General features: G+C 39.2%; 12 protein-coding genes. 6 read left to right on the top strand and 6 right to left on the bottom strand.

From position 1 onward, the window contains the following. Positions 1 to 281: 281 nt before the first annotated feature. From HMPREF1865_RS02600 to HMPREF1865_RS02590, 3 genes are all read left to right on the top strand, one after another. Positions 282 to 794 carry a pyridoxamine 5'-phosphate oxidase family protein gene (locus HMPREF1865_RS02600; protein ID WP_060919081.1) on the top strand — a complete coding sequence of 171 codons (513 nt, stop codon included), beginning with the start codon at positions 282 to 284 and terminating at the stop codon, positions 792 to 794. A gap of 236 nt (positions 795 to 1,030) precedes the next feature. Continuing rightward, entirely contained in the window at positions 1,031 to 1,819 is a 789-nt protein-coding gene (locus HMPREF1865_RS02595; protein ID WP_060919080.1) for a hypothetical protein, read from the top strand. Positions 1,820 to 1,929: 110 nt separating this feature from the next. Beyond that, on the top strand, positions 1,930 to 3,237 hold the full coding sequence (locus HMPREF1865_RS02590) for a hypothetical protein (RefSeq protein ID WP_060919079.1): 1,308 nt from the start codon (positions 1,930 to 1,932) through the stop codon (positions 3,235 to 3,237). Between the two features lie 237 nt (positions 3,238 to 3,474). Here HMPREF1865_RS02590 and HMPREF1865_RS02585 read toward each other — a convergent pair whose 3' ends face one another. Continuing rightward, on the bottom strand, positions 3,475 to 4,842 hold the full coding sequence (locus HMPREF1865_RS02585; RefSeq protein ID WP_060919078.1) for an NCS2 family permease: 1,368 nt from the start codon (positions 4,840 to 4,842) through the stop codon (positions 3,475 to 3,477). 145 nt (positions 4,843 to 4,987) lie between these two features. On the opposite strand from HMPREF1865_RS02585, the gene HMPREF1865_RS02580 reads away from it, so the two are divergent. From HMPREF1865_RS02580 to aroD, 3 genes are all read left to right on the top strand, one after another. Then, positions 4,988 to 5,407, top strand: coding sequence for an RrF2 family transcriptional regulator (locus HMPREF1865_RS02580; protein WP_060919077.1), 420 nt, complete (start codon positions 4,988 to 4,990; stop codon positions 5,405 to 5,407). A gap of 234 nt (positions 5,408 to 5,641) precedes the next feature. Next, on the top strand, positions 5,642 to 6,874 hold the full coding sequence (locus tag HMPREF1865_RS02575) for an MFS transporter (RefSeq protein WP_060919076.1): 1,233 nt from the start codon (positions 5,642 to 5,644) through the stop codon (positions 6,872 to 6,874). Positions 6,875 to 7,329: 455 nt separating this feature from the next. Continuing rightward, positions 7,330 to 8,124 (top strand): type I 3-dehydroquinate dehydratase, encoded by a 795-nt coding sequence (gene aroD / locus HMPREF1865_RS02570; protein WP_060919075.1) that lies wholly within the window; start codon positions 7,330 to 7,332, stop codon positions 8,122 to 8,124. Positions 8,125 to 8,148: 24 nt separating this feature from the next. On the opposite strand, the gene HMPREF1865_RS02565 is transcribed toward aroD, so the two are convergent. The 5 genes from HMPREF1865_RS02565 to aroC all read right to left on the bottom strand — a co-directional run bounded on the left by HMPREF1865_RS02565 (position 8,149) and on the right by aroC (position 12,992). Next, on the bottom strand, positions 8,149 to 8,451 hold the full coding sequence (locus HMPREF1865_RS02565) for a type II toxin-antitoxin system RelE/ParE family toxin (protein ID WP_008602295.1): 303 nt from the start codon (positions 8,449 to 8,451) through the stop codon (positions 8,149 to 8,151). Between the two features lie 15 nt (positions 8,452 to 8,466). Further along, entirely contained in the window at positions 8,467 to 9,072 is a 606-nt protein-coding gene (locus tag HMPREF1865_RS02560; RefSeq protein ID WP_060919074.1) for a type II toxin-antitoxin system RelB/DinJ family antitoxin, read from the bottom strand. Positions 9,073 to 9,411: 339 nt separating this feature from the next. Further along, positions 9,412 to 10,647, bottom strand: a complete 1,236-nt coding sequence (locus HMPREF1865_RS02555; protein ID WP_060919073.1) for a shikimate kinase — start codon at positions 10,645 to 10,647, stop codon at positions 9,412 to 9,414. A gap of 124 nt (positions 10,648 to 10,771) precedes the next feature. Continuing rightward, the gene (locus HMPREF1865_RS02550) at positions 10,772 to 11,911 is read right to left on the bottom strand and encodes a bifunctional chorismate mutase/prephenate dehydratase (protein WP_008602300.1); all 1,140 of its coding nucleotides are present in this window, start codon (positions 11,909 to 11,911) and stop codon (positions 10,772 to 10,774) included. Then, positions 11,898 to 12,992: a chorismate synthase gene (aroC, locus tag HMPREF1865_RS02545; protein WP_060919072.1), complete on the bottom strand. Its 1,095-nt coding sequence runs from the start codon at positions 12,990 to 12,992 to the stop codon at positions 11,898 to 11,900. Before aroC ends, HMPREF1865_RS02550 begins: the two co-directional genes overlap by 14 nt. Positions 12,993 to 12,994 lie beyond the last annotated feature (2 nt).

Below are 12,994 nucleotides of genomic sequence, written 5' to 3'. Positions count from 1 at the left end.
TAAAGACCTCTTTTCTACAAACTATCTATAAATATAAAGGCTATGGATATCCATAACTTTCATAATCTATAGAATCTATAAAACTATTTTCTTATAATACAGTATCTATTGTAAAAAGTCAAATGTATTTTTACAGTAGACAAAATTTAGGGTATATTTAGTAAACAACCTTGATTAAGATAGATTACTTATAGCTTTCAAAAGGATTGGTAAGAAATATAGCTGAAAAATTGCTATAATAATACATGAACTATCATTAAAATATAACCGTGGAGGCTATTATGAGACGTCAAGATCGTATAGTTACAAATATAGATGAAATTAAAGATATTTTAAACAGCACGCGTATCATTCACTTAGGTATGATGGATGGTGATTACCCTTACGTGGTACCTTTACATTTTGGCTATGAATTTATAGATGATGAACTTCATATCTTTGTGCATGGACATCATGAGGGAAAGAAGTTTGATTTGATTAAAGCGAACCCTCATGTATTTATCGAAATTGACGGCCATGATGAAGCCCTCGTATCAGGTGGAGATATTCCTTGTAAATATAGTTCAGTTTATTTCAGTGTAATGGGTCGAGGAGAGGCTGTTTATTTAGCGAATATTGATGATAAAGCTCATGGTTTACAGGTGTTGATGAAGCATCAGACTGGTCGAGAATTTACCTTTACTGATGCCATGGTAAACTCTGTGGGCGTAGTTCAAATTAAAGTTGTAGACTATACCGCAAAGAGACGAAGACAGCTTGAACAAGATATTATTATGCCTCCATTAAATAAATAATGACAAAACATCCTATTGAACTCTATTGTAATATAGCGTTTAGTAGGATGTTTTATTATGTATAACTAGTAAGCATTAAAGCAGCTATTTGCTCATAACTATACTTTCACAATAGGAAAGATAAAAGTTTTAAGAAGTAGCCTAAGTAACAGAATTATAGTCATATTTTTGATATATATAAGAAAATATATCATTAAATGTGTAAAGTATATCAAGTTTTTATAAAAGGAGAGATCATGAAAAAGCTTCTATATAAGTCCGTTTTAGCTGCTATGGCTATAGGATTATTGTCTGCGGGATATGTTTCAGCAGATGTTGTTAATGACTCTATATCTACTGATAATGCTGGTGTTTTAGCTACCGTTACAAATGATATGCCTAGAGTTTATCCTGATTCAGCAATTAAAGCATTGCCAAGAAAGTCTTTTTTAGAGTGGCCTATGAAAACTCAAGAAGGGGCTCGTAATTGGAAGGGAATAGTAGAGGCTGCACAGCAACTGCCGTATGAGGTCAAGGCACCTAGTTATATACCTTATGGTTATCAGCTCTATACAGCGCGTCAAGATCGAAATGATGTATTAGAGGTTGTATATTACAAAAAAGGTGTGACTATCTATCGGGATGGGAAAAAATATATAGATAGTATTATGGCCTATAGAATGGGATATTCCTTGGATACTGTAAGAGATACACCATATGTTCCATCTGAATACGGCGATCTTGAATGGTCTAAATCAGGTGATTCTAGTGAGGTTTATTATACCGGTAATCCTGAAACGCATATGGTTCGCAGCATTACGTGGGCGAAGGATGGTATGGCTTATTCCCTATTCTTCTTAGAACAGGTGAAAGAGGCTGATGCGGAATTCTATAAGGACCATGTGGTACCGTTGAAAAGTATTGATAGCTCTCGTTATGAACTAGTTGGTAACTATCCGACAATACCGATTAAACCTAAAACTATTGAAGAAATAAAACAGGAACATGTAGTGCCTATGAAAGCAAAGAGTGGCGTGGTTTATTAAGGGTACGTAATACTCTTGAAAGTCAGTAATCTGAGTTAAAAATGTAATAGATAAGTGATTAACTCGGTAATATATACTTATGAAATATCTAAATTTAGAGAGAAGAAATTATGAGATTGAAAACAACAAAATTATTATTAGCCATGGGAATACTAGCTGCTGTGGTAAGTAGCTTTGGGGTACAATCAGTTAGTGCATTAACCCCTTTAGTGGATGAAAATGGAAATACTGTTACCATCGATACAGTGGAAAAGAATAAAGATCTAATGAATCGTTATCGGTGGTATGATCAAGTTGATAATGGTGATATAGTACAGCTTAATGTTGACGCCAGTACAAATTATTTTGGATATGATTTACAAATTCCATCTTATATGCCTAAAGACTATGCAGTACGCGATGTAAAGGCCAAGGACCATGATGTATTAGAAATTGTATATACGGAAACGGGCCATGATGGAGAATATGGTCCGAAATTAACCTTCTCTAATACAGATATTGTATATCGTATGGGTTGGGCTATCGATACCGTGGTAAAGCCTATATTGGAAAAGACAAAATACAATGCTGATGATACTGTTAGCTTTACTACCCCTAATGGAATTCCTGTACATACTTTAGGCTCTAGCAACGATTCTGTTCAAATTGCTTATTGGGAAAAAGATAACAAAGTTCATATGCTCTACTTTGCTTCCCCAAGAAACCAAAACTATGTAAGCAAAATTGTAGATTCAGTAGGGCCGTTAAGTAACGTGGCTTCTGATGACACTAGATTACGTGGTGACGGAAATGATAAGCAAAATGGTAAACGAAATAATGCGCAAAGTGTTAAACAAAATGGTGAACAAGATAGACCTCATTTTGAATCTATTGGGTTGCCATTGCGTACACATACGAATTCTGAGTGGCCTATACTTACGAGTAAATCCATTGGCTTACCAAGCGGTGTAATTGATGCATCTCGTAAGATGTCCTATGACGTATCTGTACCAAGTTACTTGCCTCTTGGCTATACATACTATGCTACACATTTTTATGATAATGATGTATTAGAAACTGTATATTGGAAGCAAGGTAAAGAGTACAAAGAACATAGCGGCCGTTGGGTAAATCATGTTATGGCCTTCCGCATGAGTTACTCTAAGGATACTGTATTGCCTAAAGAATATGTTCCAACGGAATACCATGACGTACAGTGGATTGACTCTACGCCAACAGGTGATGTGCAGTATACAGGTAATGTAGATAAGAGCTTAGTTCGCAGTATTACGTGGAGCAAAGATAACATGGCATATTTCTTGTTCTTCCAAGTGCCTGTGAAAGCATCTGAAGCAGAGTTTTATAAAGATCATGTAGTACCATTAACTGATATTGAGCCAAGTCGTACAGACTTAATCGGTGTAAAAACAATTCGTTAATACTAAATCCTAATAAGACTCTATAGCGCGATTCGGTGTTACCATACGACGTTAGCGTTTAGTAAAAGAGTACATAATAAAAAGAACCTATCTCCTAGATATTAGGGTAATATCTTTGGAGATAGGTTCTTTTAGTGGATGTAATTTACATATACTTTGTTCTTAGGTATTAGTGATTGTATAGCTATCGAATATAAAGTAGCTTTCACTAATAGCATAATTATGGGCATACGTTAATTAGAAGAATACGTAGCGGATGATAACAAGTGCGGCCAATACGTACATGATCCAGTTAACTTCTTTTGCACGGCCCGCAATGATTTTGAGTAGAGGGTATGCAATAAGACCTGCAGAGATACCGTTAGCGATGCTATATGTGAACGGCATTAATACGATAACGAGGAATGCAGGGAAGCCTTCAGTCCAATCATCGAAGTCAATATTGCGAATAGCTCCTAACATGAGGGCCCCAACGATTACAAGGATTGGGGAGGTTGCAGCATTTGGTACGAGCGTTACCAATGGAGCAACGAATAGGCAGATTAAGAATAATACGCCTGTTGTAACAGCTGTTAAGCCAGTACGTCCACCAGCACCTACACCTGCCGCACTTTCAACGAAAGCAGTAATTGTAGAAGTACCGAGCAAGGCGCCAGCACTTACACCAAGAGCATCTACGGTCATGGCTTTCCCAAGACCAGGGAATTTACCAGATTTAGGATCTGCAATTTTCGCCTCTGTAGCAGTACCGATCAAAGTACCCATAGAGTCGAACAATTCTACGAAGGTGAAGGAGAAGATAATCGTGATTAAGCCCATGTGAAGAGCGCCAGGAATATCTAATTGAAGGAATGCCGCTTTAGAGAAATCAGGCACTGCCAATACAGTAAAGTTCTCAGGCATTGTGGAAAGGCCTGTGGCATAGGAAATTACAGTTGTCACTAAAACGCCAATCAAGAGCGAGCCTTGAACTTTACGAGCCATCAATAAAGCCGTAAAGATGAGGCAGAATAGAGCTAACAATGTTTCGCCACTATGCAAATTACCAAGCGTTAAGAGCGTCTCGGATGCAGGAGGTATTAAATTACCATGTGTTTGTACGACTTGACCTAAGGAGTTTGGAGACAAACTAATGGAGATGGCCATTAAGCCGGATAATTTCAAACCAATGATAGCGATGAAGAGACCAATACCAACGGTAATAGCAATCTTCATGGAGGCAGGGATGCCTTCAACGATCATTTGTCGCACCGACGTAAGTGTTAATACGAGGAATACGAGACCTGAAATGAATACCGCACCTAATGCTGTTTGCCAAGACACACCCATTCCTAGAACTACGGTAAAGGAGTAGAAGGCTAAGAGACCAACCCCTGGCGCGAGAGCAATCGGATAGTTAACGAATAGACCCATGGAAATCGTTACGAGACCAGCCCCTAAAGCGGTTGCGATGAGGACTGCATCTTTGTCCATACCTGCAAGACTAAGAATGTTTGGCGCCAAGAATAGGATGTACGCCATCGTGATAAACGTAGTAATACCTGCTAAAATCTCGGTTTTGACAGTTGTACCGCGCTCACTGAGTAGAAATAGTTTATCTAACATTAGATAACATCCTCCCTATATGAAATTAAAATCATACCTAAATAAAATATTTCGATATATGTATAGTGTATCATATTTCCCACCATTTTTTGTATGAATTTGTGATATACTATTAATATATTATGAATGATATAGAGGTTAACTTATGAAAATATCTACAAAAGGTCGTTATGCCTTACGGATATTGGCGGATATTGCAGAATACGGTGTAGAAAAAAATGTACCGATTCGTGAGATTGCAGAACGCCAAGGATTTTCCGATAAATACTTAGAGGGGATTGTTTCTCGTCTATCCTCCGCAGGTCTCGTTAAAAGTGGACGTGGCAAATACGGTGGATATCGATTGGTGAAGGATCCATCTGAATACAATGTATATGAAATTTTATATGCTGCAGAGGATTCGATTGCTCTCGTGTCTTGTTTAGAAGACGATGTAGAGCCATGTCCTATGTTTAACGATTGCTTGACTGCTCCATTGTGGCAGCATTTGCAATCAGAATTCCGTCATGTAATGGAGCGCGTTTCCTTGCAAGACGTAATGGATCACAAATTCCCAGAAAATTAATTGGTAGTTCCATATGTTTAGTATGAGCAATCTTTAGGGATTACTAAAATGTTTGGCTATCTTTAGGTGAGTTTTATGGAAAGAGTCGCGTTTCGTATGCGGCTCTTCTTTACATATATGATTAGAACTTAGATTAGTTAGTTTGGTCGATAGAAATTTAAATTGAAATATATTTGTATGTATATTAGTTTCTATTAGTTTTTCTATATAATTATACGTGGAAGGGAGGTAAATATGAGTTCAACTGAATCTGATGTTCGAGGTGGCATGCGCAATGTATGGATTATTACGGCTAGTATGACCGTGCTAGCCATATGTTACACAATGATAATTCCCTTCTTGCCTATATATCTGTTAGAACTCGGCGTATCTAAGGATGATGTGGCACTTTGGTCAGGTCTTGTCTTTGGTATTACCTTCCTTATTGCTGGTATTATGGCTCCTATATGGGGCAAAATTGCAGATAATAAAGGGAAAAAGCGGATGGCTTTGCGCGCTGGTTTTGCCATTGCTGTCAGTTATGTTCTCATCGGCATGGTAACGGATCAGTACCAATTGCTGATGGGGCGTGCCTTAGTTGGGTTCGCTAATGGTTTCTATCCTGCAGCGATGACCATGGTTTCCCTCAGTGTGGATGAGAAACAGGTGGGCCGTGCCCTCGGCATATTCCAAACAGGTCTGATTTTAGGCAATGTCATCGGCCCATTTTTAGGTGGTGCCGTTGAAAGTGTCGTAGGTATGCGCCCTGTATTTTATATATCTGGTATAGCCGTATTCATTGCTACCTTGGCGGTATTGTTTCTTGTAAAAGAACCAAAACTAGATGTTGAAAATACAACTTCTAAGGAGCAGTCCAAACAGCCGGTAAAAGCTACATCCTTGCGAGAAGATTTTAAGTCGGTTCAAGAACAACCTGTATTAGTAAGACTTTTATGGATTTACTTCTTTATGCAATGTGTCATCATGATGCTACAGCCTATTTTGGCGCTTTATGTAGGTGATATGCAAGGCACTATGGAAGGGGCGGCCATCATTTCAGGTACAATCCTCAGTATCGGTGGTTTAGCCGGTTCCTTAACGACCAATATATGGGTGCGCCTCGGTGAGCGTCGTGGGTACTTTAGAACCATTTCCTACTGTATGCTTGGTAGTGGTGTTGTTCTTTTACTTCAAAGCTTACCAGTAGGTATCTGGTGGTTTGGTGTACTACAAGTATTAATTGGCTCTTGTATTGTAGGTATCAACCCATCTTTGAGTGCAGCTGTAACACTTAATACAGAACCAGGCTTTAGAGGTCGCATGTTTGGTATGACGACGACGGCTCAACAATTTGGTTCCATGGTAGGTCCAGTGTTTGCAAGTATTGTATCTACCTATATTGGGATATCCTATGTATTTAGCATTACAGGTTTGCTATTACTTTATATGGGATTCCAATCGCGGAAACTATCCGTACAACATGATTAATGGTATGAAATGTTATTACAACTGATAACATACGATACGATATTATACTATACTTAGGAATTATGATTTATATCAAAGCCCTTACAATTAATTTGTAGGGGCTTTTTTTGTGTCTTTTTATCTATATTCTTTGTACGTTTCAGCTATATATTTGATTAATATTATATAGGTTTAACAAAATGTAAATATATTATATATCTAATTATTATATCTAGAAATTTTACAACATGTAAATCGTTATAAAGTTACATCTATAAATGACTCAAGATATAACAAAAAATGATGTTAATCGTTAATCTAAGAATACTGTTTTAGTGCATAATGGCAGGCTTTCATACGTTTTTAGTGAATAGCAATCCAATATGGCCGGATTGATTGCTTTTACAAAAATATTGGTATATAGTTAGTTTAAGGTAAGTCATTAGTCTCACCGTGTGGGACAGAAAGGAGTTATTATGGTCCGTATCGGTAATACTGTACTCGGCGAAAAGGGTACAAAAATATGCGTGCCTATTGTGGGCACAACAATAAAAGAAATTTTAGATGCCACCGCGGTAGCATGTAATACACCGTGTCACGTAGTGGAGCTGCGCATTGACTATTTCGAGCGGGCCCACTCCATTGACGCTATTATTGAATTATTAATGCTCATCAAGCCACAACTGAAAGGTCGTGGGTTGCTCTTTACATGGCGTACAAAAGGTGAAGGTGGGGAAAAAACGATTTCCACACAAGATTATTTTACGATGCTAGAACGTTTGATTCCTACAGGATTGGTGGATGCTATCGATATTGAGCTGTTTTTTGATCAAGATAGAATGCTTAAAACGATAGAGTTTGCTAAGGTTCATGGAATCACTATTATCATGAGCAACCATGATTTCCACTGTACGCCGAGCCGTGAAGTCATTGTAAATCGACTCATTCAAATGAAAGAGTTCTTAGCGGATGTGCCAAAGATTGCCGTTATGCCTCACACAACTGGTGATGTATTGACGCTCCTTGAAGCAACAGCCGAAGTAAAGGCTTTGTATCCTTCGGATCCAATTATTACGATGGCAATGGGAGAACTAGGTGCTGTTACACGCACTGCAGGTGCTCTATTTGGAAATGCCATGACCTTTGCTTCTGCTGGTAAAACATCGGCGCCAGGGCAAATCGATGTACATGCTTTAAAACGAATTCTAGATACCATCGACGTAGATGGCGTATTTGATGAACAACAACATAAACGGGTAAAAGTGCATTAAAAAAGTCGGCAAAAGCCGACTTTTTTATATGTTTTGTATTTCTTGTAGTATATTCATTTTTGAAGGGCGGATATAAAAAATATATATGTTATTATTAATGACTTTATATAGAATAAGATATTTTTTGTATGATAATTTTCTGTAATTGGTATTACTATTTACAATAGGATAACGTTCAGGAAAGATAGCTAATGAAGAAATTTTTTGATAAATCAACTTTAATTCTTTTCTAATAAATGAAGAATCTATAATCTGTTGTTCTAGTGAACTTTTGAGATTTACTATATCAGACTTAGCTGTAGGCGTCATAATTACTGTATACTTCATTTCAGCTCTCCAAATTTATAAATCTTCAAGGAGTTCATTAAAAATTTTTTCCGCAGGTTCACCAATTTCTTTTTCTGCTTGATTTAGCCCTAATTGTATTCTTGTAGTTAAATCTTCTTCAGTCCAGAAATCATTATTAATAGCATCAATCCATTCTGGACGGAGGATAGTAGGTGGAATATCCTTATTAAATTGTATTTGTTTAGATACAAGTGTAATTGTTTGTGACATGGTTAATCCCATTTCTTTTAGAATAGCTGTTGTTAGTGTCTTAACTTTAGGATTGATACGGATGTTAAGAACTCCTGTCTTATCGATTGTATCGAAGGATATTTCTTGATTTTCTTCTCTTGGTGTACCATACGCACCTATATGATCTGAGGCTTTTAATGTAGTTTGTGGTTGTTCATAGGTGCCGTTGTTGAGTGTGCTTGGTGTAGGTGTTTCATCGATAGGTGCCGTTGGTAACGCAATGGCAAACGGAATGCGACGCTCTTTGATGATTTGGCGGAATAGTGCATCTAGCATAGAGGTGTATGATAGACCTTGTGCTTTTAATATGCTAGATACCTCTTGTTTTAAGTCCTCATTGATGCGAACTTGTAGATTTACAGTTTTCATAATGCCTCCTATTTATGGTCGTCACGTTAAGACTATTGCTTATAGAAATTAGTTCATTGTATTTTGATGGTTCGATGGTGAAAGCTATTTTAAATTCTTTATGTAATTACATTGTAATTGCTAAAGTGATTTTCTACCAATATATATAATACATAGGACACATAAAAAAGCAGTAGTTACCCTGAGGATAGCTACTGCTTTTCAGTTTATATCATTGATGTCATGATATGAGTTTTAGTTTTATCTAAGAATACAGATGTAAATGCTCTTACTTCTAAAGATGTAGAAGCCCGTACTTATATAGAGGAAATAATCTTATAAATACCGTTATATAAACTCTTACAATAAGTTTGCTTCGAAGTCTTCTAGTATAGCTGCCACTGTTTTTGGTGCATTGCGATTATGTTCTACGATGCATTGTGCAAAGCTTTCATACATTGGAGTGCGAGTTTCTTCGAGTTCACGTAAACGTTCTATGCCACCACCAGATAGAACACGACCTGAAGTAGATAGTTTTTCTACAGGTTGTGTTAATTGGTAAATACGTCCATTTTGGCGCAGGTGTGCATAGTTTTTAGGTATTGTTACACAGCCGCCACCAGTGGAGATGACAAGACCAGTTTCTGTACCTAATTTTGCAATCATTTCCGCTTCTTTTTCACGGAACGCAGCTTCCCCTTGTTCCGTAATATATGTGGAGATATTACCGATTTCTTTTTCTAGCTCTTGATCGACATCAATACAAGTACGGCCCATCTCTTTGCCGATTGCCTTGCCTACTGTTGTTTTCCCAACACCAGGCATACCGATGAGAATGATATTTTCCTTTTCACGGCGCATATCTCGTAAGATTTGCTCGGTTTCCTTGGTGCCAAAGCTTTCACCTTGGAAATGATTAGCCGCCTCAACGCCTTGTGCCACGAGGAAAGGTAGACCATCACAGTGCGGAATATCCATCATTTCTGCTTGTAAAAGTAAAACTGTACGGCGCGGATTGTAGATGAGATCCACAACGCCTTCTAATTTGGAAAATTGCATAATATCTATGAGGTTAGCCGGATTATGCGGATACATACCGATAGGCGTGCAGTTAATAATAATTTGCGCTGTTTCGTAGTAATTAGGTGCATCAGTATAGAGCGGAGCTGTTTTACGAGATAGATGTGTGATGCTCTTAGCACCTAGATCTTCAAGAGCCACGTGAACGGTAGCAGAAGATGCGCCATCGCCAAGGATAATGCATTCCTTACCAGATACATCGATACCAGCGTATTTTAGGGTGAATACAAATCCATCGTAGTCTGTATTGTAACCATGCCATTTGCCGTCTTTACGGACCATAGTGTTTACACAACCAATGCGTTCCGCGCGAGGGTCAACTACATCGCAGGCTTCAAGGGCATTAACCTTGTAAGGGAAGGTAATATTAATACCTTGTAATTCTGGGTCTGCGAAGAACTCTTGCAGTTGGCTTGGTTCTCGTTCAAATAATTCATAATTAGTATTTCCCAAAGCACTGTGGATGCGTGGAGAAAAGCTATGGCCCAACATACGGCCAAGTAAACCAAATTTCATAGGACCTCCTAGGTCAATATACACAAAATGGCTAATAGGCTGTCACCTATTAGCCATTGGAGTTTTAAAACTATATCCATTGTACTATATATGCCATTAATAAGCACTACCATAGAGGAAAATATTAATTTTCAGGATAATTACCGAGCAAACGGAATTTATCTTGCGATGCGTGGAGTTCCGCCAACACGGAGAGTACTTTTGGATCCGCCAAGGATGCTTCTAAATCGAGGTAGAACAAGAATTCAAAGTTATGTCCTACGATAGGGCGGGATTCGAGTTTAGTAAGGTTCACACCGATATTAGCAAACTTGGTGAGCAATGTACCAAGGCCCCCTGGAGCATGACTTGCGGTCGTTACTACTGAGATTTTATTGGCTCCTGGGTACACGTGGAAATCCTTACTAATGCAGATAAAGCGGGTATAGTTGTTGTCGCTGTTTTGGATATTTCTCAACAATGGAGACAAATTATATAGGTCTGCACATTGAGGTGCTGCGATAGCTGCGACCCCTGGGTCATCACTAGCCGCTACAAGCTGTGCGGCGCGAGCGGTGTTGTCATAGGAGCGTAATTCTACGCCTTCTAACTTATCTAGGAAGTGACTGCATTGGCCCAACGCTTGAGGGTGGGAAATTATGGTATGAATATCTTCTAGTTTTGTTCCTTTTTTTACGAGCAAGTCGTGAGATATCCAAAGGCGCGTACCGCGTACAATATAACATTTGCGCTCTTCTAAGAGGTCATATACTTCTTTTACAGAACCATTGGAGCTGTTTTCAATAGGCAATACACCGAATTGACATTCACCTGATTCTACGGCATCAAATACGGCACGGAAACCCGTTACATAATGGATTTGGCTGAGGGGTAATAATTTATCACACGCCATTTGAGCATTGCTGCCGAATACACCGGCGCAAGCTACACTGCCTCGTTGAGGTGGTAAAGTAGGAGATTGCTCAATGGCTTTTTTCATTTTCAACGTGAATTCATTGTCTTGGAATAGCTGCTCAGATTGGTATGTACGACTCAAACTGAATAATGCTTCAAAAAAGCGGCGTGCATATAGATCGAGGTCTGGACCTGCATCTTTTGTTACCTTGTCGAGGATGTCGCGCTCTCGTTTGGCATCGTAAATGGCCTTATTCATTTCCTTTTTTGCAGCCGCTACGTCTTTAGAGAGTTCCATACGTTCTTTGAAGAGGGCGAGCATTTGGTCGTTTATATCGTTAATCTTAACGCGTACTTCATCTAAGTTCATGGTCAATATCTCCTAAGAAATCAAGAATGACGAGGGCCGTAACGGCTTCGATAACAGGTACTGCACGGAGCGCTACACATGGGTCGTGACGACCTTTGATGGTGAGTAAGGTGTCCTCTTTTTGTGAAAGCGACACAGAATATTGTTCCTTATAAATGGATGGAGTAGGCTTGATACCTACTTGCATAACGAGGGGCAAGCCGTTGGTGATACCGCCTTGAATACCACCGCTATTATTGGTGGTTGTTGTGATTGTATCGCCATTCATGGTGAAAGCATCGTTCACTTCTGATCCAAGACTAGAGCACATACCGAAGCCACCGCCGAAGGATACGCCTTTGATGGCAGGTACGCCGAAGATTACGCGAGCTAAACGATTCTCAATGCCATCAAAGTTTGGATTGCCAAGTCCAATTGGTAGCCCTGTAGCCACGACTTCAACGATACCACCTGTGGAGTCCCCATCTTTTTTGAGCTTCATGACCAAGTTTTCTACTTCAGAACGCTTGTCTGTATCGAGCATAGCAATTGGCTCTGTAGCGATTTTACCGAGTGCTTTCATATCTGGATGAACCATATCGATTGGAGTATCTTGGATTATACCAACTTGTTTTAAATGACCGTGGATTTCGATGCCTTTTTCACGTAATAGTTGAAGGGCGATGCCACCAGCCACGCAAAGTGGAGCTGTTAGACGTGCCGAGAAGTGGCCACCACCGCGCATATCTACCTTGTCACCGTAGCGCATGCGAGCCGTAAAGTCTGCGTGCGATGGGCGTGGGATATCGCGCAAGTTATTGTAATCGCCGGAGTGCTGCGATGTATTGCGAATCATAAATGCCAATGGAGATCCACTGAGCATGCCATCTACCATACCTGCTAAGAATTCAGGTATATCGGCTTCTTTACGTTGCGTTTGTAATTGGTTTTGACCTGGCGCACGGCGCTTTAAGAAGGCTTGTAGCTCGTCGATGTCGATGGTATGTCCACAAGGGAGGCCTTCCACGATACCACCAATGGCATACCCATGAGACGCGCCAAAGGTAGATACTTGTATGGTTTTACCGAAATTAGATGCCATTA

This window comes from Veillonella parvula, from assembly GCF_001553335.1.
GTDB classification, from domain to species: Bacteria; Bacillota; Negativicutes; order Veillonellales; family Veillonellaceae; genus Veillonella; species Veillonella parvula_S.
This window is presented reverse-complemented; position numbering and strand designations above follow the sequence as displayed.